General features: G+C 52.0%; 22 protein-coding genes. 11 read left to right on the top strand and 11 right to left on the bottom strand.

Going from position 1 to position 23,864, the window contains the following annotated elements; all coding sequences use genetic code 11:
- Positions 1 to 9 precede the first annotated feature (9 nt).
- Entirely contained in the window at positions 10 to 678 is a 669-nt protein-coding gene (locus GN208_RS04595) for a hypothetical protein (protein WP_004235762.1), read from the top strand.
- A gap of 44 nt (positions 679 to 722) precedes the next feature.
- Here GN208_RS04595 and GN208_RS04590 read toward each other — a convergent pair whose 3' ends face one another.
- Positions 723 to 2,360: a Na+/H+ antiporter gene (locus tag GN208_RS04590; protein WP_015422565.1), complete on the bottom strand. Its 1,638-nt coding sequence runs from the start codon at positions 2,358 to 2,360 to the stop codon at positions 723 to 725.
- A 112-nt stretch (positions 2,361 to 2,472) separates the two neighbouring features.
- Between GN208_RS04590 and GN208_RS04585 the strand changes: the two genes are divergently transcribed.
- Positions 2,473 to 2,670: a hypothetical protein gene (locus GN208_RS04585; protein WP_032098883.1), complete on the top strand. Its 198-nt coding sequence runs from the start codon at positions 2,473 to 2,475 to the stop codon at positions 2,668 to 2,670.
- A gap of 138 nt (positions 2,671 to 2,808) precedes the next feature.
- Here GN208_RS04585 and GN208_RS04580 read toward each other — a convergent pair whose 3' ends face one another.
- The gene (locus GN208_RS04580) at positions 2,809 to 4,383 is read right to left on the bottom strand and encodes a TerC family protein (protein WP_004235759.1); all 1,575 of its coding nucleotides are present in this window, start codon (positions 4,381 to 4,383) and stop codon (positions 2,809 to 2,811) included.
- A gap of 237 nt (positions 4,384 to 4,620) precedes the next feature.
- Between GN208_RS04580 and gndA the strand changes: the two genes are divergently transcribed.
- From gndA to GN208_RS04565, 3 genes are all read left to right on the top strand, one after another.
- A complete protein-coding gene (gene gndA / locus GN208_RS04575; protein WP_004235757.1) occupies positions 4,621 to 6,033 on the top strand; it encodes an NADP-dependent phosphogluconate dehydrogenase in 1,413 nt (470 codons plus the stop codon).
- A 116-nt stretch (positions 6,034 to 6,149) separates the two neighbouring features.
- Positions 6,150 to 7,028, top strand: a complete 879-nt coding sequence (locus tag GN208_RS04570; protein WP_004235753.1) for a rhomboid family intramembrane serine protease — start codon at positions 6,150 to 6,152, stop codon at positions 7,026 to 7,028.
- A gap of 80 nt (positions 7,029 to 7,108) precedes the next feature.
- Positions 7,109 to 7,297, top strand: coding sequence for a hypothetical protein (locus GN208_RS04565; RefSeq protein ID WP_029991050.1), 189 nt, complete (start codon positions 7,109 to 7,111; stop codon positions 7,295 to 7,297).
- Positions 7,298 to 7,351: 54 nt separating this feature from the next.
- Here GN208_RS04565 and GN208_RS04560 read toward each other — a convergent pair whose 3' ends face one another.
- From GN208_RS04560 to apbC, 6 genes are all read right to left on the bottom strand, one after another.
- On the bottom strand, positions 7,352 to 7,630 hold the full coding sequence (locus GN208_RS04560; RefSeq protein ID WP_004235751.1) for a hypothetical protein: 279 nt from the start codon (positions 7,628 to 7,630) through the stop codon (positions 7,352 to 7,354).
- A gap of 69 nt (positions 7,631 to 7,699) precedes the next feature.
- The gene (gene dcuC, locus GN208_RS04555) at positions 7,700 to 9,088 is read right to left on the bottom strand and encodes an anaerobic C4-dicarboxylate transporter DcuC (RefSeq protein WP_004235750.1); all 1,389 of its coding nucleotides are present in this window, start codon (positions 9,086 to 9,088) and stop codon (positions 7,700 to 7,702) included.
- 197 nt (positions 9,089 to 9,285) lie between these two features.
- Entirely contained in the window at positions 9,286 to 11,148 is a 1,863-nt protein-coding gene (gene asmA / locus GN208_RS04550; RefSeq protein ID WP_004235749.1) for an outer membrane assembly protein AsmA, read from the bottom strand.
- Between the two features lie 59 nt (positions 11,149 to 11,207).
- Positions 11,208 to 11,789, bottom strand: a complete 582-nt coding sequence (gene dcd / locus GN208_RS04545; protein WP_004235748.1) for a dCTP deaminase — start codon at positions 11,787 to 11,789, stop codon at positions 11,208 to 11,210.
- A gap of 68 nt (positions 11,790 to 11,857) precedes the next feature.
- Entirely contained in the window at positions 11,858 to 12,502 is a 645-nt protein-coding gene (gene udk, locus GN208_RS04540; protein ID WP_004235746.1) for a uridine kinase, read from the bottom strand.
- A 271-nt stretch (positions 12,503 to 12,773) separates the two neighbouring features.
- Positions 12,774 to 13,886 carry an iron-sulfur cluster carrier protein ApbC gene (gene apbC, locus GN208_RS04535; protein ID WP_004235745.1) on the bottom strand — a complete coding sequence of 371 codons (1,113 nt, stop codon included), beginning with the start codon at positions 13,884 to 13,886 and terminating at the stop codon, positions 12,774 to 12,776.
- Between the two features lie 256 nt (positions 13,887 to 14,142).
- Here apbC and metG point away from each other — a divergent pair, with 256 nt between their 5' ends.
- The 6 genes from metG to sanA all read left to right on the top strand — a co-directional run bounded on the left by metG (position 14,143) and on the right by sanA (position 21,272).
- Complete coding sequence (gene metG / locus GN208_RS04530) at positions 14,143 to 16,176, top strand: methionine--tRNA ligase (RefSeq protein WP_015422564.1); 2,034 nt, start codon at positions 14,143 to 14,145, stop codon at positions 16,174 to 16,176.
- A 124-nt stretch (positions 16,177 to 16,300) separates the two neighbouring features.
- Positions 16,301 to 16,753 (top strand): CidA/LrgA family protein, encoded by a 453-nt coding sequence (locus GN208_RS04525; RefSeq protein ID WP_004235741.1) that lies wholly within the window; start codon positions 16,301 to 16,303, stop codon positions 16,751 to 16,753.
- Positions 16,747 to 17,442 (top strand): CidB/LrgB family autolysis modulator, encoded by a 696-nt coding sequence (locus GN208_RS04520; protein WP_004241693.1) that lies wholly within the window; start codon positions 16,747 to 16,749, stop codon positions 17,440 to 17,442. Before GN208_RS04525 ends, GN208_RS04520 begins: the two co-directional genes overlap by 7 nt.
- A gap of 131 nt (positions 17,443 to 17,573) precedes the next feature.
- The gene (cdd, locus tag GN208_RS04515; RefSeq protein ID WP_004235739.1) at positions 17,574 to 18,458 is read left to right on the top strand and encodes a cytidine deaminase; all 885 of its coding nucleotides are present in this window, start codon (positions 17,574 to 17,576) and stop codon (positions 18,456 to 18,458) included.
- A 198-nt stretch (positions 18,459 to 18,656) separates the two neighbouring features.
- Positions 18,657 to 20,354, top strand: coding sequence for an NAD-dependent malic enzyme (locus GN208_RS04510; protein WP_004235738.1), 1,698 nt, complete (start codon positions 18,657 to 18,659; stop codon positions 20,352 to 20,354).
- Positions 20,355 to 20,489: 135 nt separating this feature from the next.
- On the top strand, positions 20,490 to 21,272 hold the full coding sequence (sanA, locus tag GN208_RS04505) for an outer membrane permeability protein SanA (RefSeq protein ID WP_004235737.1): 783 nt from the start codon (positions 20,490 to 20,492) through the stop codon (positions 21,270 to 21,272).
- A 7-nt stretch (positions 21,273 to 21,279) separates the two neighbouring features.
- Here sanA and yeiB read toward each other — a convergent pair whose 3' ends face one another.
- From yeiB to GN208_RS04490, 3 genes are all read right to left on the bottom strand, one after another.
- Complete coding sequence (yeiB, locus tag GN208_RS04500) at positions 21,280 to 22,431, bottom strand: DUF418 domain-containing protein YeiB (RefSeq protein WP_004235736.1); 1,152 nt, start codon at positions 22,429 to 22,431, stop codon at positions 21,280 to 21,282.
- 3 nt (positions 22,432 to 22,434) lie between these two features.
- A complete protein-coding gene (gene folE / locus GN208_RS04495) occupies positions 22,435 to 23,094 on the bottom strand; it encodes a GTP cyclohydrolase I FolE (RefSeq protein WP_004235735.1) in 660 nt (219 codons plus the stop codon).
- A gap of 225 nt (positions 23,095 to 23,319) precedes the next feature.
- Entirely contained in the window at positions 23,320 to 23,508 is a 189-nt protein-coding gene (locus GN208_RS04490; RefSeq protein ID WP_015422563.1) for a hypothetical protein, read from the bottom strand.
- Between the last annotated feature and the right edge of the window lie 356 nt (positions 23,509 to 23,864).

Genomic DNA, 23,864 nt, shown 5'->3' with positions numbered 1-23,864 from the left:
AAGGCGCTTATGCAGGACGAACTTTTAGACTCGCTTTATTATCTGCTGTTACTCAGCCTGCTGCTGTATCTGTCGCGCCACCGCTGGCGCCGCTGGTTCAAAACACAGAAATCCCGCAGGCGTTTTGTCTCCTCGCCGGAGGAAGATGAGCAATCCCTGCGGCAGCAGTTGAGTGCGCCGTATCTCAACGGCAGCCAGTTTCATAAAACCGACCACTTTTTTGCGGTCAGCGCCCTGCTGCGCGAAGTCCTGATGCATTATGAGGAAAAGCAGATCCGGCTGAATGACAGTCTGTTTACCCGGGAAGACAGTTATGAGTTTACCTGTCTCGGTACTCCGCTGCCCGCGCCTGAAACCGCCACACTGGCAGAGCGGATGGCACTGCGGGATGATTTTCAGTATACCGCCGCTGAACGGCTCAACCGCTACTGCATCACCTCTCCGGCCGGAAAGCCGCTGAACCAGCAAATCGGCCTGTGGATAGATATGATCCAGTCTCTGCTGGATACCGAACTGGTTCTGTTACTGGAAGAGAACAACCAGAAGGACCGGGATTGCCCGTCACTGCAGTTATCCGCTGAGCAGGTTCATCACTGGCTCGATGAAATCAACGATACCATGACACAGACCGCCTCACGGGTTCTGCAGGCACATACCCGCAGCAGTGTTGTGATGTAAAAAAAGACCCGCACTGCGGGTCTTTGATTTTTATTCTGTTACTGTCAGTGCAGCGCCAGTTTCAGCGCCTCTTCTTTCAGATCCAGTTCCTGCACCAGCCGGGTGTAAGTGTGCTCACTGATATTCTTACTCTTACGCAGCTGTTTGAGGGCATCCCGCTCCGCCTGAAGCGCTGTCAGTGACATCCGCCGTTCCATGCGGATCACATTATGCCAGTCAAATCCGGCAGTCTGGTCATCACTGTTACTGTCAAGATGACGGCCGTAGATCTCCAGCAAATGAGTCCCCACTTCTGTGCGCAGTGTCATTTCATCAATATCTTCCAGCGGCTCCGCCATCTGCACACGCAGATTGCTCATTGCGGCTTCATTCAGGGTGAAACGGGCATTCAGCTCTTCATTATCATGCGGTAAGTCCGTATTCAGCCCTCTGGTCAGCACCGGCAGTGCAACCGCCGCAATCACCAGTGAAAACAGAATCACCCCCATAGCGAGAAAGATAGCCAGATCCCGGTGCGGAAACGGTGAACCGTCATTCATCAGCATCGGCAGTGTCAGGATACCGGCGAGGGTAATCGCCCCGCGCACACCGGCAGTTGCCATAATCGCCATCAGGCGCAGATGCGGCATATCAGACTGCTTACCTTTGCGGCGCTGGCGGAAAACCGTCAGTGTCATGGCAATCCATACCCAGGCAAAACGCAGCACCGCCAGGCCAAAGGTGATAATCACCACGTACAGCAGCAGTACCCACGGTGCGGAAGCTCCGGCATCTGCCGCCACCTGCGGCACTGAGCGCCACATACCCGGTAACTGTTCACCCAGCAGAATAAAGATCATTCCGTTCAGCGCGACCTGCACGGTGTCCCAGACCGCCTTGCTCTGCATGCGGGTGGCAGACTGCATACGGCCGACAATACGCTCATAGTGCATGGCGATACCGGCTGCCACTGCGGCCAGAATGCCGGACACACCCAGGTGCTCTGCCGCCAGATAAGAGACAAACGGGATCAGCAGGCTGATCATAATCTGAATCGCCGGGTCTTCCCCGGTACGCTGCACCAGGAACTGGTTCACTTTCCCGATAAACATGGCAATCAGTAAACCGACCATAATTCCGCCCAGCGCTACCACCATAAACTTCCCGGCAGCTGACGGCAGAGAGAATGTCCCGGTCAGTGCAGCTGTTACAGCAAAACTGAAGCACACCAGGCCGCTGGCATCATTAAAGAGGGATTCCCCTTCCAGAATATGGGCCATACGGGACGGCAGCGGCGCATTGACGGTCATTGCCGCCACAGACACCGGGTCTGTCGGTGACAGGATCGCCGCTAATGCAAAAGCAACCGCCAGGGAAACCGCCGGGATCAGCCAGTGGATAAACAGCCCCATGCCGACAACCGTGAAGAACACCAGACCGATGGCCAGCGAGAAAATCGGTTTGATATCACTGAACAGCGCTTCCTTCGGAATACGCCAGCCGTCAAGAAACAGCAGAGGCGGGATAAAAAGGAACAGGAACAGATGCGGCTCAAACGCCACATCAAAACCGAAGAGTGATAACCCCGCGCCAATGGCAATCTGAATAAAAGGCAGCGGAATTTTGTCCCCCAGCAGACGGGAGATAAACACACTGGCAATCACAGCCAGCAAAAAAACAAGGATCAGTGTCACAACAGACATAGGCGGTTTTTTATCCCTCAGGAAATCTGATACATAACCATAATTCAGGAATTGCAGGGTATACAATTAAAGATAAAAATAAAGCAGATAAATCAGTAATTGTAAAATTATTGTGTGTCAAAATCTGAATACCCCGTTACCGGCCACCCTGACAGATATCTTAAATGAAAAAATACTACTGGCCGGTGTGATTACCGCCTGCTCTGCTTATGCAGTCCCTGATACCTGGTCAATGGGCGCTGCCCGGGGATTTACTGAATACTGCATCAGTAACGGATCCGGTGATCGCGTGATTATTACCTGTAACTAACAAACCAGCCGGAAAATTTAAACCCCGCGCCAAAAACAGCCAGAAAATCTTCAGTGATTTTGAATGTGCCCCGGTTGAATAACCTGCACAGAAATGAGAATAACGCCGCCGTCTCCGGCGGCGTTATTGTTTTAACCCTTAGTAATCATCACGGTCTTCCGGATTCTCCGGCAGTGTGATTTTCACACGGTTAATACGGTGATTCTGAATTTCCAGCGGCTCAAACAGGCAGCCGTCAATGTTAATCTGCTCACCGACTTTCGGCAGACGCTGCAAATGCTCCATCAGCAGACCGGCCACCGTTTCATACTCGCGTTTTTCATCGAGTGTCAGCGGAATATAGTTGATTAAATCCTCCAGCGGCATAAAGCCGTTGGTGATCCAGCTGTTATCATCCGTAAACTGAATGTCATGGCGGGCATCATTCTCAACACCGCTGACCGGCAGATTACCGGCAATGGTTTCCATCACATCTGTCAGTGTCACCACCCCTTCGACATACCCGAACTCATCGGCCACAAAGGCAAAGTGTGTCTGCGCCTGACGGAACTGCTCCAGCGCTTTCAGTAATGACAGCTGTTCAGGGAAGACCAGCGGCTGTTTGATCAGCGCATGCAGATCCAGCGTATCCTGTTGTAAACGCTGATGCAGCAGGTCAATCACATGCACCACACCCAGCAGTTCATCATCATCCGCCGAGCCTTTGATCACCACGCGGGTGTGCGGATTTTTAATCAGCAGTGCCGCAATTTCATCACTGGTCGCATCAATCCGCAGCATCTCCACATCATGACGCGAGGTCATAATACTGTTGACGTTACGCTGCGACAGCCCCAGCACGCGGACAATCATCTGCCGCTCTTCCGGGTCAAAAATTTCCTGATTATCCGAAATCAGATCCGCCGTGCGGTTATCCAGCTCTGAAGATTCGCGCTTGCCGCTCAGAATACGCAGTACCGCTTCCGCCGTGCGCTGGCGCAGAGAGTTTCTCCCGCGCAGGAATTTACGGCGGTTAAACATTGCCACCTGGTTGAGCATCTCAATCATGATGGAGAAACCGATCGCCGCGTAGAGGTAACCTTTCGGAATGTGATAGCCGAACCCTTCCGCCACCAGGCTGAAACCGATCATCAGCAGGAAGCTGAGACACAGGATAACAATGGTCGGGTGCTCATTGACAAAGCGGGTCAGCGGACGGCTGCCCCAGATCATCAGCAGCATGGCAATAATCACCGCCGTGACCATCACACCGATGTGGTCCACCATCCCGACTGCCGTGATCACGGAGTCCAGCGAGAAGACGGCGTCCAGCACAATAATCTGTGCCACCACCGCCCAGAATTTTGAGGTTTTCCGCTGCTGCCCGTCGTTATGCTCACCGCCTTCCAGCCGTTCGTTCAGCTCCATTGTGGCTTTGAACAGCAGGAACAGACCCCCGATCAGCATAATTAAGTCACGCGCACTGAACGGATGGCCGAACATCGTAAACATCGGTTTGGTCAGCGTGATAAGCCAGGAGAGGCTGAACAGCAGAATAATACGCATGACCAGCGCACACAGCAGACCGGTTATACGGGCTTTGTCACGCAGTGCAGGAGGAAGTTTATCGGCAAGAATGGCAATGAAAACAAGGTTATCAATACCAAGAACAATTTCGAGTACGATTAATGTGGCCAGGCCGGCCCAAATCGACGGATCAGCGATCCATTCCATACGGTTAGTTTTACCTTTTATTCACACAGCTTATGCTGCATCCGGAATAATGCGGATTGTGCGGCCAAATAGCAATAAAAAATTCCGTACTTTGCCGCTGTTCCTGTTGTGCGCTATGACGAGACCGTTTGCATCAATCGCTACCACGCAGCCTTTACATGCGTTAAACTGTGACGAAATTAACAGTCAGCTAACGAAATCGTCGTTAGTCACGGGTCAATTCCTGAAGGAGTCTTCATGTCCAAACAACAAATTGGTGTTGTCGGTATGGCCGTTATGGGCCGTAACCTCGCACTGAATATTGAAAGCCGCGGTTATTCTGTTTCTGTTTTTAACCGCTCTTCAGATAAAACCGATGAAGTGATTGCTGAAAACCCGGGAAAAAAACTGGTTCCCAGCTACAGCATTGAAGAGTTTGTTGACTCCCTGGAAAAACCCCGCCGTATCCTGCTGATGGTCAAAGCCGGTGAAGCCACCGACAAAACCATCGCGTCCCTCACTCCGCATCTCGATAAAGGCGACATTCTGATCGACGGCGGTAACACCTTCTTTCAGGACACCATCCGCCGTAACAAAGAGCTGTCCGCACAGGGCTTTAACTTTATCGGCACCGGCGTTTCCGGTGGTGAGGAAGGCGCACTGAAAGGGCCGTCCATTATGCCGGGCGGACAAAAAGAAGCTTACGAACTGGTTGCCCCGATCCTGAAACAGATCGCGGCACAGGCCGAAGGCGAGCCGTGTGTGACCTATATCGGTGCTGACGGTGCCGGTCATTACGTCAAAATGGTTCACAACGGTATCGAATACGGCGATATGCAGCTGATTGCGGAAGCTTACTCCGTCCTGAAAAATGCCCTCGGCATCAGCAATGATGAACTGGCTTCCGTCTTCAGTGAGTGGAACAACGGCGAACTGAGCAGCTACCTGATTGATATCACAAAAGATATCTTCCGCAAGAAAGATGAAGACGGCAACTATCTGGTGGATGTGATCCTCGATGAAGCCGCTAACAAAGGTACCGGTAAATGGACCAGCCAGAGCGCGCTCGACCTCGGCGTGCCGCTGACACTGATCACCGAATCCGTATTTGCCCGTTATATCTCGTTTCTGAAAGACCAGCGCGTTGCGGCTTCCAAAGTACTGAAAGGACCGAAAGCAGCTGTGTTCAGCGGTGATAAAGCAGAGTTTATTGAAAAAGTCCGCCGCGCCCTGTATCTGGGTAAAATTGTCTCTTATGCTCAGGGCTTCTCACAGCTGCGCGTTGCCTCTGATGAGTACAACTGGGATCTGAACTACGGCGAAATCGCGAAAATCTTCCGCGCCGGTTGTATCATCCGTGCCCAGTTCCTGCAGAAAATCACTGACGCATATGCGGAAAACCCGGCACTGGCTAACCTGCTGCTGGCCCCTTACTTCACACAGATTGCCGATGAATATCAGCAGGCACTGCGTGATGTGGTCTGCTACGGTGTTCAGCACGGTATCCCGACACCGACCTTCTCTGCCGCTATCGCCTATTATGACAGCTACCGCAGCGCGGTACTGCCGGCGAACCTGATCCAGGCACAGCGTGACTATTTCGGTGCACATACTTATAAACGTACTGATAAAGACGGCGTGTTCCACACCGAATGGCTGGAAAATAATTAATTCCTGCCGCTATCCGCATTTGTCAGAGCTGGGATAATTATCCCGGCTTTTTCCTGTTTACAGCCTGCCTGCCCCTCAAATAGACTTAATCAAATCAAATTATCCGCAAAATAATAATGAATAACATAAATCCCTGGGGTGATGTGGTTCTGCCTTCACGGCCGGAGTACCGGCTCTCAGCCATGCTGCTCACCTTTTTCCTTGCCCTGCTCAATACCGGCGTTTATATCTGGCAGGTGAATTACGCTTCGCCGCTGGCAGACCAGGTCTACAATATGCTGCTGGCGGGCGGCAGTGTGTATCAGTTATCACTGACCGGCGACTGGTGGCGCTATATAACCAGCATCCTGCTTCATTCCGATCCGTTTCATCTGGGCGTCAATCTCATCGCCCTTCTGGTGTTCGGCATTAACTGTGAAGCGCTGACCGGCAAAATGAGAATGCTGTTTATCTATCTGTTTACCGGTATTTCCGCATCCTTTGCCAGCGCGCTCTGGCAGGCCACTCAGAACGATATGTCTCCGCTGTCCGGCATTCCGGTGACTGTCGGTGTCGGGGCCTCCGGCGCCATTATGGGGCTTGCCGGTACCACCGTGATGTATCTTATCCGGGCCCGGAAAGATCCGTCCGTGTCGGTGGCGGACAGCCTGCGTTATAAAAATCTGCTGATCACCATGATTGTCCTGATCGTACTGTCGGTACTCAGTGCAGTGCCGGATGATGAGGAGCCGGTGACGGATAATGTGGCCCATTTCAGCGGGCTGATTTGCGGTGCCGTTCTGGGATGGCTGTATTCCGCTGCCTCCGGTGTCCGTAACCGCAGAATGGATCGCCGTTCATGGCTGATTTCCGCCGCCGCAACCGGTCTGCTTATCCTGCTTCTGTTCACCTGCTCTTCAAGCCGTGAACAACAATTGCTCTTTGAACGGGAAACGATTCTGGAAGATATCGCGGCTCAGGCTGATGCGCTGCCGTCCGGACAGAAAAACAATTAAATGATTGATTCCGGTCACATTAATCAGTGACGTAAACCGCTATGGTGATTAAACGATTAATGACAGAAGCAGGTGATGATATGGATTATTGGTTTGTATCGTACAAAGTGCGTGCCCGTAACGGAGACACTTTACAGGGACATCAGATCACAGAAACCGAAGCCGGTGTGTCACCCCGGGATGCATTAGAACAAGCTACTCAGAAAATTGCCGACGAGTCTCAGGCTGACCTGCGTTCAGTCCGTATTCTTGCCTTTAACCGTGTGTAATTAACGCCCCTCACAGAACAAAAACCCCGTCAGATACGGGGTTTTTTTATATCATTATGCCGCCACTCTTTCGATATTGACCTTATCACCCGCAGCCAGCCGCCCGAGCGCGGTTTTCAGCAGGGTATCGGTGAAAAGATAAAACCCGACATGGCTGTTATCAATCGCTGCGACAGTCAGGCAGCAGCCGTTATACGATACGGAATCACCAATCGCCAGCCCCGTTAATAATTCCTCCGGAAACTGCACAATATGAATCAGATGATCATTGTTTTCTTCAATTTTTAGAATCAGCGCCGTGCCCTGCACCACACCGGTAAAAATCTTATCCAAAGCCAACCTCACACTTTCCGTACTGATACAAAAAAGCCGCAGCGGATAACCGCTGCGGCCCGTGTCGTTTTACAGTGTTACCGGCACCAGGAACTCAGTGGCGACAATCACCACCAGCAGGCCGACAAGCACCGGAACGGATGTCCGTTTCACCACTTCAAACGGTGAAATTTTCGCCATACCGGCAACCGCCACCACCACACCGGAAACCGGTGACATGGTACGGCCGAGGTTGGATGCCTGTAACATCGGGATCACCAGGTACGCCGGGTTGATACCCATCTGCTGTGCCAGGCGCGGGATCAGCTCCACAAACGCATAGAACGGCGCATTACCGGAACCGGTAGTCATCGCCGCCAGCATGGTAATAATCACCAGAGCAATCATCATGATAATCGCGCCGGAACCGAAAGACTGCGCCAGGCTGATCAGACCGGAGATAAAGCCGACGGTGCTCAGGCCCTGAGCGAACACACCGGCCGCCACCAGCAGCATAACCACGGTGGCAAAGGCATCCGCCATACCACGGTAGCAGACATCCAGCCCGGCATAGACTTTTTTGCCGTCAAAACCACGGACGAATTCAATAATGGCAGACAAAATAATACAGCCGACAATAATCGTGATGATGTGTAATTCAGGCAGCACGATATGGCTCAGGAAACCGATGCTGAACGGCTTACCATCAAACAGCAGTACGCCGATGATCGGCATAAACGGCAGAATGGCATAAAATTTCGGCGCATTGGTGGTGATTTCTTTGACGTCCAGGATCTCAGATTTGATATCTTCTTTGCGATCGAGGAAACGCTGCCAGAAATAGTGAGCAATCGCCATAGATACAATCGCCACGATAGAAATCGGCAGAGTCAGGCTGAATGCAAACTCTTTCAGCGGGATCTGAGATGCTTCTGCCGCAATTACCACATCGCCGGAGGTCGGTGCCAGGATAATTGCCGCCGGAGAGGCACAGATAGCCGCCGCCGCACCACGGCTGATCCCCACGTTCACCATCACCGGGAACAGGGTTGCCATCAGTAACACACCGAGACCGGTGGCGGAGGAAACCGCCAGAGACATCAGACAGGCAATAAAGTAGGCCACGATCATCAGCAGGTACGGAGAGTTCACGACCTGTAACGGTTTGGAGACCATTTTGATGACCACGTCGTTGGCACCGATATGAGTCATATAAGCCGCAAAGCCGCACAGTACCATGATCATCATACCGAGGTCGCCGCCGCGGTTCATCAGCAGGTACTTCACATACTCAATAATGTTTGTCGGTCCCCAGCCGGTGGAGGTGGCGGCGGACGGCAGGATGTTTTTCCCCATGATGACACTGATGATCAGAAGCAGTAAGCCCCCGACCATCAGCACCCCTGTGGCTGAATACCCTTTAATAATATAGCGCCCGACGCCGACGGCGACGACAGCACCAATAAGAAGATCTAACATTTCTGCTCCTGTCTGGTATTTTTATTTATAAAAATGATTAATGCACTCTGCCGAAAACCGGGAACAGATTAAATGATATGCGTCAATGAACCTTAGTTATTACCCGTATCATTTAAGTGTTCCGGCCTCCGGCATTAAAAAAGCAGTGACAATATAAATTATCGTCACTGCTCTGTTTGTATAAATCGTCCGCGAATTTATAACCGGTTAAGCAAGGATTCCACAGCTTTGAGATCCTTTCCGGTTTTTTCATTCAGCAACTCTCCGGCTGCCTGTTTTACCCGTTGCTGTATCTGATTACGCAACAGGTTTTCCACTTCGAACTTATACTGAATATTATCCCAGTTACCGAACAGCACCACCGGAATACGGACAGACTGCAGCCAGGTCACCAGGTCATTGGTTTTCCCCCAGCCTTTTAAGATCTGAACCCCCAGGTTCACATCCATATTCTGTTTCACCAGGTTCGTCCGGCCGCTGCCGGTGATATTAAAGGCATCGGATACTGCCAGAATTTTACTGATTTTTACTTCACCGTTATTCAGGGTACCGATAGCTTCCAGTTTTTTCGCTTCGGTCATAGCATCCATCGATTCCGGCTGCGCCACTTTATCTGTCGCCTGGGAGAGCGACTGCTGGATAAGATACGGAATATTCAGGCCGAGCAGCTTAACATCAGTGATGGTCAGTGCCACGTCACCGCGCCAGTTGTTTAAGACCGCGTCCTGATCATAACCGGTACCACGCAGATCGCCGTCAAAACTCAGGCGTCCGGTGAATTTTTCCGGCATTTTAAACGCCGCCAGCAACGGTTTGACATCAATATTCTGTAACAGCGGTTTGATACGCAGCTGTGCCGGAACTTTTTCGGAATAAATCGTCATCGGCAGAGAGAAACGGCCGCCGAACACGTTGCCGGTCATTTTGGAGATTTCCGTGATGCTGCCCCGGTTCTCTGCTTTCACCGTCAGCTGGCCGATTTCCATTCCCTGGTAAATCAGGGAATCCACATTCAGCGCCAGAGTGGCATTGAAGTGGTTCATAAAGGTCAGATCATATTTATCCGCATCACTGCCGGTGGTAACCACCGCCGGTTTGGTGGCAACCGGGGTTTTTTCCCCGTTTTCTGCATGTACGGCACGCTCATAACCGAGCAGATTATCCAGATTCAGTTTTGAGGAGGTCAGTTGGATATCATAACGCGGGGTTTCACCGAGTGCCGCTTCCACTGTGCCACTGAGCTGGCTTTCGTTAGCGCTCAGTTTCAGATTTTCCAGGATCAGGGACTGCGGTGCCTGGCCGACCGCTTCGTGCCAGGTATAGGTGGTCGTACCGTTGCCGTTGATGCCGTTGGCATACAGACCGGCACCGGACAGACGGTAATTCAGGCGGTTAATATTGCCGCTGACCTGCACCGGGTACTGGGAGAGGTCAATATCAGAACTCAGGCTGAAAGAGAGCTCCTGCTGATTGCGCAGAATATTACTGTTCAGCGCTATCACATAGCGTTCAGGGGTATTACGCTCAAGAGAGAAGTTAATATCGCGCATGTTGATCTGCGAACCGTCTTCTGTCTGCCAGACCAGCAGGCTGTTGGCGATACGGATGCGGTCAACATCAAACGACCATTTGTTTTCCTGTTCGACAGGCACCGGGCGGGCTTTCTGATTACCCGGCGCAACAGGAGCGCTTTTCTTCTCTTTTGATTCGGTTTCAGGCAGGATTTTCAGCAGTGCGCCGTCAAGCATCACTTCACGAACCGATAACTGATGGGACAGCAGCGGCCAGAGTTCAACGTCGAGGCGCATATTTTCGGCAGTTACCACCGGTTCGGCGGCATCGGGGGCAGTCAGGGACATTTTACCGGTGATGATGCTCAGTTTCGGCCAGACATGCCAGCGCATATCATCTTTCATCACCAGCTCGTAACCGGTGTCTTCCTTCACCTTGTTAACGATATAGTCGCGGAAATCATTCGGGTTCACCAGCAGGATTAAGGCCGCGAGGCCCGCCGCTATCACGACAAGCAGAATAATCAGCGTGGTGAAAAATCGTTTCATAATCCCTGTTCCTTTCCCATTCTCTGTTGAACCCGCTGGCGGACAGTACTGTCCGCCGTTTAATCTTCGCTGATACGGCTGCCCACAGCTCCCTGCTGATTTTTGTATTTTGCATCGCTGCGGCGGTTATACGGCCGGTCAGCGGAGCCGGATAACGGCTCAAAACTCAGGGCACCGATCACCATTCCCGGCCGCAGTGCCAAGGGTAACTTACCTGAGTTGTAAAATTCCAGTACGATTTGCCCGTGCCAGCCCGGATCGATCCGGTGTGCGGTCACGTGGACCATCAGCCCGAGGCGTGCCAGTGATGAACGCCCGTCCAGCCAGCCGACCAGGTTATCCGGCAGTGTGACAGATTCCAGTGTCACTGCCAGTGCCAGTTCACCCGGATGCAGGTAGAACACTTCATCTTCAGTCAGGGTGATTTCATCACTCATGACATTTTCCAGCGCCGCATTCACTTCTTCTTTCGGGCCGCTGAGATCAATATACGCGGCGGTATGGCCCCGGAAAACCCGGAACTGATGCCCGAGGCGGACATCTGCGGTCGCCCCGTTGATCCGCTCAACCGGCGGACGCGGGGAGATGGTCAGTCTGCCATCATCAAGCCACTGAATAATGTCACGGTCACAAAGTCGCATGGTATCATCCTTATAAAACTCAGCGTTTATCACCGGCGGATAAACGCGGGTTAATCGTTGTTGGCGGCTTACTCGCAGAACTGACTGATTTTGGCTTTCAGAATATCAATCGCCACGCGGTTTTTACCGCCCCGCGGCACTATGATATCAGCATATTGTTTTGTTGGTTCAATAAATTGCAGGTACATCGGACGGACGGTTTTATTGTACTGTGCAATCACCGAGTCCAGTGTGCGTCCGCGCTCATTCACATCACGGCGGATGCGGCGCATCAGGCAGATATCCAGCGGGGTGTCGACGAAAATGGAGAAGTCCATCTGCTCGCGCAGACGTTTGTCTGTCAGCAGCAGGATACCCTCAAGAATAATCACCCGTTTCGGGCTGAACAGAACCGATTCCGGTTTGCGGGTATGCTCGGCGTAATCATATTGCGGTAACTGAATCGACTTACCGGATTTCAGTGTTTTCAGATGCTGTAACAGCAATTCGTGATCCATAGAGCCCGGATGGTCATAGTTGACCTTGATGCGCTCTTCCATCGGCACATCGCTCTGATCTTTATAGTAGCAGTCTTCCGGAATCACACCGATATTGTGATCGCCCACCTGAGCACGTAACTCGTGATAAAGCGTGTTGGCAATCAGACTTTTTCCTGACGCGGATGCGCCGGTGATGCCGATGATAGTGCACTGCTGCTGTGCTGTGTCAGCCATAATTGAAATAACCCGGTTTGAAAATAGGAGAGAAAAAAACCGAAACGGTCTGCTGCGGCCTCTTTTAATGCTTATCCGGCCGTGAGTAACAAAACGTGTCCGCCCGGCGCTGAATTATAGGGAGTAACGGCGTGAGATTCCAGCATAATCGGGCATCCGGCCTCATTATTTCGGGGTAACCGCTCTTATGGCCACCCGAAAAAAAGACCAGCACATCACTGCACTGGTCTTTTTGACTTTCCGGACGTGCCGGAGCAGAAATAAATTCCGCTTAAACTGCGCGGAAAGCGATCTCTGTCGGGATTTTATCCCCTTCCCAGAACATTTCTGCCGTCACATTTACGGCGATCTCACGGTAGATATCCGCAAACTCGCCATCCGGGTCACGCATCACCGTCGGCTGGCCGCGATCGAGGTCTTCACGCAGCGAGATATGCAGCGGCACCTGTCCCAGCAGTTTGGTGTGATAGCGTTCCGCCAGTTTCTCCGCCCCGCCGGTGCCGAAAATCGGCTCGACATGGCCGCAGTTACTGCAGATGTGCGCACTCATGTTCTCCACAATCCCCAGAACCGGCACGTTCACTTTCTTGAACATGACGATACCTTTCATGGCATCCACCAGCGCGATATCCTGCGGTGTGGTTACCACCACCGCACCGGTGACAGGGATGTTTTGTGAGAGGGTCAGCTGGATATCACCGGTGCCCGGCGGCATATCGATGACCAGATAGTCCAGATCCGGCCACAGGGTATCCTGTAACATCTGCATCAGGGCTTTACTGGCCATCGGGCCGCGCCAGACCATGGCGTTATCATCTGTCACCAGATAGCCGATAGAGTTAGAGGCCAGGCCGTAAGCCATAATCGGGGCCATATGCTGGCCGTCCGGTGAGGTCGGGCGCTCTTTGGTGGTGCCCAGCATGTTCGGGATGGACGGGCCGTAAATATCCGCATCGAGGATACCGACTTTCGCCCCTTCCGCCGCCAGTGCCAGCGCAAGGTTAACCGCGGTACTGGATTTACCCACACCGCCTTTGCCGGAGCTGACCGCCAGAATATTGCGGACACCGTTAATGCCCGGCAGATCATTGGCCCGGCGCAGTGTCGCGATATCATGACGCAGTTTCCAGTCCACCGCCGCCGCACCGGTCACTTTGCGTAATTCTTTGGTTTTTGCTTCAATCAGTGCTTCAAACGGGCGCTTCCAGACAAACGGCATCACCAGCTCAACATGCAGCACATCATCCAGCATTGCGCAGTGATTCAGCGCTTTGATGGCAATCAGGTTGCGTTTGAGTGTCGGATGCTCAAATGTCGCCAGTACCTGCGCGACCTGGTCGTTCAGCAATTCAGGGTTCATCTCCCCGGGGGATTTCGCATTCATCCCGGCTCCTTAAATTTATCGTTTTTATTGCCTGTAACTATCGGCTTCAATGATAGCAGAAGCCAACTGATTAATTTAGTCATTCCGCGCAAACCCGCACAAAACAAATCCCCTGCAATCAGCAGGGTTATCGCCGGATGTTCACGGCAGAAAAAAGTCCGGAAAACCACACACAAAGCCGGATTACTGCTGGCAGGGGTGGACGGGATCGGTTAACATCAAAGACCCTTTATTATTTGAGGAAGTGAAATACTCTATGTCTCAGATCGCTAATAAAATTTTGGTAACCTGTGCGTTGCCATATGCAAACGGTTCAATCCATCTCGGTCATATGCTGGAACATATCCAGGCTGATATTTGGGTCCGTTTTCAGCGAATGCGCGGCAAAGAGGTTCACTTCATCTGCGCCGACGATGCTCACGGCACCCCGATTATGCTCAAGGCACAACAGCAGGGGATCTCTCCTGAAGAGATGATCGCCAACATGAGCGTTGAGCATCAGAAAGATTTTGCTGATTTCGCCATCAGCTTTGATAACTACCACTCCACGCACAGCGAGGAGAACCGGGTGTTATCCGGGAACATCTATCTGGCACTGAAAAAGAACGGTCATATTGAAACCCGGACCATTTCCCAGCTGTATGATCCGGAAAAAGGCATGTTCCTGCCGGACCGCTTTGTGAAAGGCACCTGCCCGAAATGTAAAGCGGAAGACCAGTACGGCGATAACTGCGAAGTGTGCAGCGCGACCTACAGCCCGACCGAGCTGATTAACCCGCGCTCCGTGGTCTCCGGTGCCACACCGGTGCTGCGCGAAAGTGAGCATTACTTCTTTGATCTGCCGGCTTTCGCTGACATGTTACAGGCATGGACCCGCAGCGGCGCGCTCCAGGAGCAGGTCGCCAACAAAATGCAGGAGTGGTTTGATTCCGGCCTGCAGCAGTGGGATATCAGCCGTGATGCGCCGTATTTCGGCTTTGAGATCCCGGATGCACCGGGCAAATACTTCTATGTCTGGCTGGATGCGCCAATCGGCTACATGGGGTCATTCAAAAACCTGTGTGACAAACGCGGCAATCTCGATTTTAACGAGTTCTGGAAGAAAGATTCTGACGCTGATCTGTACCACTTTATCGGTAAAGATATCGTGTACTTCCACAGCCTGTTCTGGCCTGCCATGCTGGAAGGCAGCGGTTATCGCAAGCCGACCAACCTGTTTGTCCACGGCTATGTGACGGTTAACGGCGCGAAGATGTCCAAATCACGCGGTACCTTTATCCGGGCCCGCACCTATCTGAATCATCTGAATGCAGACAGCCTGCGTTATTACTACGCGGCGAAACTCTCTTCACGTATTGATGATATTGACCTCAACCTGGAAGATTTCGTTCAGCGTGTTAACAGTGACATCGTTAACAAAGTGGTCAACCTGGCATCCCGTACCGCCGGATTTATCAAAAAACGCTTTAACGGCCGCCTGAGTGCAACCCTGGCTGAACCTGAGTTATATCAGCAGTTTGTCGATGCTGAAAAAACCATCAGCGAAGAGTACACCAGCCGGGAATTCGGCAAAGCTATCCGCGAAATCATGGCGCTGGCTGATGTCGCCAACCGCTATATTGATGAGAAAGCACCGTGGGTGGTGGCGAAACAGGAAGGTAAAGATGATGAGCTGCACGCTATCTGCACCATGGGTATCAACCTGTTCCGCGCACTGATGACCTACCTGAAACCGGTGATGCCGGAACTGGCGGCCCGCAGTGAAGCGTTCCTGAATCAGGAACTGACACTGGACGGCATAGCCAAACCGCTGCTGGATCATCAGATCGCAGACTTCAAGGCCCTGTTCAGCCGTATTGAAATGGCGAAAGTGGAAGAGATGATTGAAGCTTCCAAAGAGGATATCAAAGCGATGTCAGCCAAACCGGTCAGCGGCCCGCTGGCAGATGATCCGATTGCGGACACCATCAGCTTTGATGATTTTGCCAAAGTTGATATGCGTATTGCACAGATCATGTCTGCCGATTTCGTGGACGGCTCTGACAAACTGCTGAAACTGGTACTGGATCTCGGTGGCGAAACCCGTCAGGTCTTCTCCGGCATCCGCCAGGCGTATCCGGATCCGAAAGCGCTGGAAGGCCGCCTGACAGTGATGGTCGCTAACCTCGCACCACGCAAAATGCGTTTCGGGATCTCTGAAGGCATGGTCATGGCCGCAGGCCCGGGCGGAAACGAGATTTTCCTGCTCAGCCCGGATTCCGGTGCACAACCAGGTCAGCAGGTGAAGTAAGTTCTTCTCTGTACAATAAACTGAAAAAAACCTGCGCTCCGGTGCAGGTTTTTTTATGTGACCTATAGCACAAATAAAAAGTTAATTGTATGATGAATAAGTTCATCCAAGAAGGAACATTATCATGAAACCAAAACAGATAGCGGAAACCGGCTGGCGCTATCTCCGGGCATTTCTGATCCTGTATCTGTGCCTGTTTGCCGGCAATATTATCGCGGTGTTACTGCCGTTTTCCGTCCCGGGCAGCATCGTTGGCATGCTGCTGCTTTTTGTGCTGCTCGCACTGCAGATTGTTCCGGCACACTGGGTTCAGCCCGGCTGTACCTTATTAATGAAAAACATGACGATGTTATTTCTGCCGATCGGTATCGGTGTGATGAACTATTACGATACCCTCAGCGCCCAGTTGCTGCCGATCCTCGTCGCCTGTGTCGTCAGTACCTTTATCGCCATGTGTGCTGTGGCGCTGAGTTCTGAATTTATTCACCGCCGCCATGTTCCGGTTCCGGAACAGCAGGAAGCCGATGCGGTGGCCGCAGCAGAACACACTGAACAACAAGAGAAACGCAAATGTTAACGCATATCTGGTGGTCGCTCCCGCTTACCATCGGCGTCTATTTTCTCGCCAGAGCTATCTATATCAAATTTAAGCTGCCGGTATTAAACCCGCTGCTGATATCCATCGTGATTATCATTCCGCTGCTGATATTCACCGGAACTTCATACAACCACTATTTTGAGGGCAGCCGCATTCTCAACGATCTGCTGCAACCTGCGGTGGTGGCACTGGCGTTTCCGCTGTATGAACAGCTGCATCAGATCCGTGCACAGTGGAAATCCATCATCACCATCTGCTTTGCCGGGAGTGTGATTGCCATGGTTACCGGCACCGCTATTGCCTTTATGATGGGCGCGACACCGGAAATTGCGGCCTCTATCCTGCCTAAGTCAGTCACCACCCCGATTGCGATCGCGGTGTCCAATTCTATCGGCGGCGTGGCGGCAATCAGTGCTGTATGTGTGATTTTCGTCGGGATCCTCGGCGCGATTTTCGGCCATACCCTGTTCAGACGCCTGCGGGTTACGACCAAAGCCTCACGCGGCCTGGCAATGGGTACAGCCTCTCACGCTCTCGGTACTGCCCGCTGCGCGGAAGAGGATTATGTGGAAGGCGCTTACAGTTCACTGGCATTAATGACCTGCGGGATTATTACTTCTCTGATGGCGCCGTTTATCTTCCCGGTACTGCTGGCATTATTCGGCTGACCTGAAAATTTGAGCTCCATCTCGCAAATTCAATATTTGTTTCATTCGTTTCATAATGAACGTGATAAAAATCACGTTCATTATGTATAACTACCCGCTAGAATGATCTCATTGATAATGGAGGTCATTTTATGCAAAACCGCTTTCATGCAGCCCTGAACACGCTCCCTTCCCCGTTACAGACCCTGCTGACGGACATTGTTTGTGCTGATACTTTCCCGGGATACTTATCTGCCAAACAGGTCACTGCACTCTGCAACGCCGCAGGTACTGATGAAGATGCCCTCGCGCTGGCTATGCTGCCGCTGGCCGCAGCCTGTGCCGTGACGCCGGTGTCCCGGTTTAATGTCGGCGCAGTTGCACACGGGCTGAGCGGTAACCTCTATTTCGGTGCCAATATGGAATTCTGCCATGTACCGTTACAACAAACAGTGCATGCAGAACAGAGCGCGATCACCCACGCCTGGCTGCGCGGCGAGAAAGGTTTGCGCAAAGTCACCGTCAATTACACACCATGCGGCCACTGCCGTCAGTTTATGAATGAACTGAACAGCGGCACAGACCTGCTGATTCAGTTACCGGAACTGGCTGCCATGCCGCTGAAAACCCTGCTGCCGCATGCTTTCGGCCCGGTGGATCTGGGGATTAAAACCCGGTTATTTGACCAGGTGCATCACGGTTATCATTTCCTCGCCACCAATGCGGTGGTCGGAAAAGCGCTCGAGGCAGCCAACCGCAGCCATGCGCCGTATTCTCATTCTCACAGCGGTGTGGCGCTTCAGGACAGCCGCGGACGTATCTACAGCGGTGCGTATATTGAAAATGCCGCCTTTAACCCGGGACTGCCGCCGTTGCAGGCTGCGCTGATCTTTATGAATATGGCCGGCGGCGACCTGCATGACATTCACCGCGCCGTGCTGGTGGAAGGCAGTAACGCCATGCTGTCACAGTGGGAAAGTACCTCTGCCACACTGAGCGCCCTGGGGTGTCAGGATATCGCCCTGTTCAGCTATTAATTCTGTCTTCGCTGAGGCTGATCCCCATCTGTTCCGGGTATCAGCCTTTACGTGATTATTAAATATAAATCTATCCCGCCTCTCACTTTCACACATCGGCATCACTAATTTCGTAACAATTACTGTACATATTTTTCAGATAACTTAGGATCAGTGCGTCCTGTCTTAAAAATGTCAATTGGCAAAGAGTAGTCATACATGGAACTGGAATACGAAAGTAAACGTGCATTATATATCCCGTATGCGGGCCCTATCCTGTTAGAATTTCCGCTGCTGAATAAGGGAAGCGCCTTCTCCGAAGAAGAGCGCAGTAATTTTAACCTCCACGGCCTGCTGCCTGAAGCGGTGGAGACCATCGAAGAGCAGACTGAACGCGCCTATCGTCAGTATTCTGATTTTAAAAACGATACTGACAAACATATCTACCTGCGTAACATTCAGGATACGAATGAAACGCTGTTCTACCGCCTGCTCAATGCTCACCTCAAAGAAATGATGCCGATCATTTACACCCCGACTGTCGGGGCGGCCTGTGAGCATTTCTCGGACAGCTACCGCCGTGCGCGCGGGCTGTTTATCTCTTATCCGAACCGCGCTTACATTGATGACATGCTGCAGAATGCCACCAAGCAGAATGTAAAAGTCATCGTGGTAACCGACGGTGAGCGGATCCTCGGTCTGGGTGACCAGGGGATCGGCGGGATGGGGATCCCGATTGGTAAACTCTCTCTGTATACCGCCTGCGGCGGCATCAGCCCAGCGTATACCCTGCCTATCGTGCTGGATGTCGGCACCAATAACCAGCAGCGCCTGAATGACCCGCTCTATATGGGCTGGCGTCACCCGCGTATCACCGGCGAAGAATATGATGAATTTGTTGATGAATTTATCAATGCGGTTAAGCGCCGCTGGCCGGATGTGCTGTTACAGTTTGAAGATTTCGCCCAGAAAAACGCGATGCCGCTGCTGGAACGCTACCGCGATCAGCTCTGCTGCTTCAATGATGATATCCAGGGTACCGCATCAGTCACCCTCGGCAGCCTGATTGCCGCCAGCCGTGCCGCAGGCGGACAGCTGAAAGACCAGACTGTTGCCTTCCTGGGTGCCGGTTCAGCCGGGTGTGGTATCGCCGAGCAGATTATCGCGCAGATGAAGTCTGAAGGCCTGAGTGAAGAGCAGGCGCGTGCCCGTATCTTTATGGTGGACAGATTCGGCCTGCTGACGGACAAACTGCCGAACCTGCTGAATTTCCAGAGCAAACTGATCACCAAAAGTGACATTATTGCAGACTGGGATGTGCAGAATGATGCGATTTCACTGGAAGATGTGGTCCGTAACGCTAAGCCGACTGTGCTTATCGGGGTTTCCGGTCAGCCGGGGCTGTTTACGGAAGAGATTATCCGTGAAATGCACAAAAACTGTGCGCGTCCGGTCGTCATGCCGCTGTCCAACCCGACCTCCCGTGTGGAAGCCCGTCCGGAAGATATTATCGCCTGGACAGACGGTCATGCACTGGTTGCAACCGGCAGCCCGTTTAATCCGGTGATTTATAAGGATAAAACCTATCCTATCTCCCAGTGCAACAACTCCTTTATTTTCCCGGGGATTGGTCTGGGTGTGCTGGCCGCCGGTGCCAGACGTGTGACTGACGGCATGATGATGGCAGCAAGCCGCGCGCTGGCTGAATGCTCACCGATGGTTGTTAACGGCGAAGGCTCACTGCTGCCGGATATCGAGGACATCAAAAAAGTCTCCCGTATCATCGCCAAACAGGTTGCCAAAGAAGCACAGATCCAGGGTGTCGCGACTGTGACCTCTGACGGTGCACTCGATGAAGCTATCGAACGTAACTTCTGGCATCCGGAATATCGTGTTTACCGCCGGACATCTTTCTGACGAATAACCGGTATTCTGCCGCTGAAAACCCGCACTTGTGCGGGTTTTATTCTTTTTTTCACCCTTGCCAGCCTTTCCCCGCTCAAGTAATCTTAGCCTTATGGTAACTAATTAGTGATAAAGGTCTCAGTAATAATGGGAAAAGCCCGGATATGGAAACGGATCATTCTGTGGATGCTGGCAGGTATTATTCTGGCAGCAGCAGCGGCTATTGCGGCAGATCGCTGGATTAGCTGGAAAACCGCGCCTTATATCTATGAAAATATCAATGACCTGCCGCCGAGTGAAGTCGGTATGGTACTCGGTACCGCTAAGTACTATAAAAACGGGACAATTAACCAATATTACCGGTATCGTATCCAGGGTGCCGTGAATGCATATAACAGCGGCAAGGTGAAGTATCTGCTGCTGAGCGGCGATAATGCCCAGCACAGTTACAATGAGCCGAGCACGATGCGCAAGGATCTGGTGAATGCCGGGATCCCGGCCAGTAAAATTGTGCTCGATTTTGCCGGATTCCGCACGCTGGATTCTGTGGTACGGACACGAAAAGTCTTTGATACCAATGGCTTTACGATTATCACCCAGCGCTTCCATTGTGAACGGGCGCTGTATATCGCGATGGAAAAAGGTATTGAGGCGCGCTGTTACGCGGTTTCCTCCCCGAAGAATATGTTTACTGTCCGTGCGCGGGAAGTGGTTGCCCGGCTGGGCGCACTGGCTGATTTATATATTCTCAACCGCGAGCCGCGTTTCCTCGGCCCGCAGGAATCGATTCCGGCACCACAAACGTTACCGGAGAATGTACCGTCATATCCGGCAGTGACACCGGAAGAGCTGAATGTGCTTTATCCGGAGCCACCTGCGGCACCGGAAAAACCGGCGGATAACACACAACCGGCACCCGCCGCGCAATAATCCGGTTTCAGCGGGCTGCCAGCTTATTGGCTGCCTGCCGCCATAACCACTCCACCGGCCCCTGAGAAAAATAACGCAGCCACAGGGTTGAGAACAGGATGTTGATCAGCCACATCAGCGGCACAAATGCCAGCAGCGTCAGGCGATCAAACTGACAGAAATAACCTAGGTACTCAAACAGTATCACCCCGCACACCGATTGCAGCAGATAACTGCTCAGTGCGGTACGCCCGACCCGCTGTAAACAGGCGGCAACCGGTTTCAGCTGTGGCTGCAAACCATAAAACAAAGCAATAAGCCCGGTAGTCTGTACCGGCTGCAAAATATCCGCCAGCGGATAACCAACAGTGCCCATCCAGAAGACACTCCAGTCGTTCAGGTATTCCAGCCACATCACAACCGCCTGCAGCAGCAGTGACGGGATCAGCAGCCACGCTGCCAGCCGCCGGTAATGAGACAGCGGATATGCCCCTTTCAGCCAGCCGTTTTTCATCAGTGTTGCGCCCAGCAGCATCATTGCCAGTAACTGCCAGCCATACTGAACCACCATCATCATCAGCATACCGCTGATGGTACTGATTCTGTCCAGCATGCCGGCAATACCACCGGTGTCGGCGATCAGTACTTCATAATCCAGCATTTCCTGCGACGGCTGCCAGTACAACAGTTTCAGCTCACCACCTTCCGATAACAGGAAAAACAGTAAAAACAATCCGGTCAGGATCAGCACCGGCACCAGCTTCAGCCACCAGCGGGAGGAAACATTATGGATGATCCGGCAGGCGGCAACGCCGGTCAGGCTGTACATCAGCAGGATATCCCCGTCCCAGAGCAGAGCGGTATGCAGCAGCCCGATCACTCCAAGCACCAGTAACCGCGCCATATTCCAGGGCTGGCTGTAACGGCTGAGCATCATCAGAGTGGCACCGAACAGCAGTGCAAACATGCCGAGGAATTTCCCCTGCACCAGCACACTTAATACTGCCCAGGTGGCGATATCTGTTGCGGACGCCGCCGGGGTGTACAGCGGGTTCAGATAGGCCGCAGACGGCAGCGCGAATCCGCCGATGTTCAGAATAAAAATACCGAGGATGGCCAGCCCCCGCACCATATCGAGGACATCAATACGGGCAGAGGCAGATGTGACTGAAGTATTCATCCGTTAAATATGACGGGCCGCGCGCAGGAATTCCTGGCGGGTATTCTGGCTGGATTTAAATAACCCGCCCAGTGAGGTGGTGGTGGTGGTACTGGTTGCGTCACGGATGCCGCGCGCTTTGACACAATAATGCACCGCGTCAATGGATACCGCCACATTAGTGGTGCCGAGCAGCGTTTGCAGTGCCAGCAGAATTTGCTGTGTCAGACGTTCCTGAACCTGCGGGCGCTGGGCAAAGAACTGCACAATGCGGTTAATTTTCGATAACCCGATAACGGTGTCTTTCGGGATATAAGCAACGGTGGCTTTACCGTCGATAGTGACAAAGTGGTGTTCACAGGTGCTGGTCAGCGTGATATCACGGACCGTCACCATTTCATCCACTTTCATTTTATTTTCAATCAGGGTGATTTTCGGGAAATTGTGATAATCCAGTCCTGAAAAAATTTCATCCACATACATCTTCGCGATACGTTTCGGGGTATCTGCCAGACTGTCGTCGCTCAGGTCGAGATTGAGCAGCTTCATAATTTCTGTCATATGCGCTTCAATCTGAACCTTGCGGGTTTCCGGCGGCAGTGTCTGCTCCCGCAATGGTGTCTCCAGCCCGCGTGCGATGAGCGCGGCGTGGACAAGTTCTGCTTCCCGGCTTAATGATGACATACCTTCTCCGACTATTTTTCAGGTGACTCCCGGTGCTGTGTTGCACCCGTCGGCCGGTCAATACCCGCCGCCCTGCTATTTTAGAGCAATACACCGTTTTGTTAATCCATTTTGTGGTTTTGGTGATGAAAAGTTTGCACCGGAAATCCCTGTTAATAATGCGGATATCAGCCGGAATGACGCTGACGGAAACATTTGCCGGAAAAATGCCGGATAACGGATGTGTTATATAACATCATAACGAAGACGGGAAATATCCTTATGATCAGCAAAAACAATTTCTTCATTGTTCCGGCTGATATTTGAGATCATTACAGCACTGATATCAAATGCAATACCGGCGAACATCATTCCGGCAGAGATAAACCCTGCACCTGAAACGAACAATAATTGTTCCTGATTTAATTCTTTCATAATTAACCTCTCAATTATTCAAATATAAAATACAGTATCTTTTTTGTCAGAACATAAGACCCCACATAAATAACAGGGGTGAGAAAGACATCGGTCATCACATTGTCCGGTCTGACAATGCGCAGTGAGGAGTGCGTTACTGTCAGAGATGTCAGTATCATGCTGATACTCATGGACCACAATCGTATATCTTTCAGATCATTGATTACCTTCTGAAGAAAATTGTTCTTTCTCATCGGGAATAACTGCCCTGTTATATTTCAGAATAATGACTTTATGCCCTGAAAATTAAATAAAGCATAAACAGGCTAAGTTATAAAACCGTTTTTTTAATTATCCGTTTTTTATTTTTAATG

The sequence above is a fragment of the Morganella sp. HSTU-ASny43 genome (genome assembly GCF_022819185.1).
Classification (GTDB): Bacteria; Pseudomonadota; Gammaproteobacteria; order Enterobacterales; family Enterobacteriaceae; genus Morganella; species Morganella morganii.
This window is presented reverse-complemented; position numbering and strand designations above follow the sequence as displayed.

What these genes read in the sequence shown, in the direction of transcription:
- gndA (WP_004235757.1), top strand. Translation starts at nt 4,621, where the DNA reads ATGTCCAAACAACAAATTGGTGTTGTCGGTATGGCCGTTATGGGCCGT.
- sanA (WP_004235737.1), top strand. Translation starts at nt 20,490, where the DNA reads ATGGGAAAAGCCCGGATATGGAAACGGATCATTCTGTGGATGCTGGCA.
- GN208_RS04590 (WP_015422565.1), bottom strand. Translation starts at nt 2,360, where the DNA reads ATGTCTGTTGTGACACTGATCCTTGTTTTTTTGCTGGCTGTGATTGCC.
- udk (WP_004235746.1), bottom strand. Translation starts at nt 12,502, where the DNA reads ATGGCTGACACAGCACAGCAGCAGTGCACTATCATCGGCATCACCGGC.
- dcd (WP_004235748.1), bottom strand. Translation starts at nt 11,789, where the DNA reads ATGCGACTTTGTGACCGTGACATTATTCAGTGGCTTGATGATGGCAGA.
- folE (WP_004235735.1), bottom strand. Translation starts at nt 23,094, where the DNA reads ATGTCATCATTAAGCCGGGAAGCAGAACTTGTCCACGCCGCGCTCATC.
- GN208_RS04520 (WP_004241693.1), top strand. Translation starts at nt 16,747, where the DNA reads ATGTTAACGCATATCTGGTGGTCGCTCCCGCTTACCATCGGCGTCTAT.
- cdd (WP_004235739.1), top strand. Translation starts at nt 17,574, where the DNA reads ATGCAAAACCGCTTTCATGCAGCCCTGAACACGCTCCCTTCCCCGTTA.
- metG (WP_015422564.1), top strand. Translation starts at nt 14,143, where the DNA reads ATGTCTCAGATCGCTAATAAAATTTTGGTAACCTGTGCGTTGCCATAT.
- dcuC (WP_004235750.1), bottom strand. Translation starts at nt 9,088, where the DNA reads ATGTTAGATCTTCTTATTGGTGCTGTCGTCGCCGTCGGCGTCGGGCGC.
- GN208_RS04595 (WP_004235762.1), top strand. Translation starts at nt 10, where the DNA reads ATGCAGGACGAACTTTTAGACTCGCTTTATTATCTGCTGTTACTCAGC.
- apbC (WP_004235745.1), bottom strand. Translation starts at nt 13,886, where the DNA reads ATGAATGCGAAATCCCCCGGGGAGATGAACCCTGAATTGCTGAACGAC.
- GN208_RS04490 (WP_015422563.1), bottom strand. Translation starts at nt 23,508, where the DNA reads ATGAAAGAATTAAATCAGGAACAATTATTGTTCGTTTCAGGTGCAGGG.
- GN208_RS04510 (WP_004235738.1), top strand. Translation starts at nt 18,657, where the DNA reads ATGGAACTGGAATACGAAAGTAAACGTGCATTATATATCCCGTATGCG.
- asmA (WP_004235749.1), bottom strand. Translation starts at nt 11,148, where the DNA reads ATGAAACGATTTTTCACCACGCTGATTATTCTGCTTGTCGTGATAGCG.
- GN208_RS04525 (WP_004235741.1), top strand. Translation starts at nt 16,301, where the DNA reads ATGAAACCAAAACAGATAGCGGAAACCGGCTGGCGCTATCTCCGGGCA.
- GN208_RS04570 (WP_004235753.1), top strand. Translation starts at nt 6,150, where the DNA reads ATGAATAACATAAATCCCTGGGGTGATGTGGTTCTGCCTTCACGGCCG.
- GN208_RS04580 (WP_004235759.1), bottom strand. Translation starts at nt 4,383, where the DNA reads ATGGAATGGATCGCTGATCCGTCGATTTGGGCCGGCCTGGCCACATTA.
- GN208_RS04565 (WP_029991050.1), top strand. Translation starts at nt 7,109, where the DNA reads ATGGATTATTGGTTTGTATCGTACAAAGTGCGTGCCCGTAACGGAGAC.
- yeiB (WP_004235736.1), bottom strand. Translation starts at nt 22,431, where the DNA reads ATGAATACTTCAGTCACATCTGCCTCTGCCCGTATTGATGTCCTCGAT.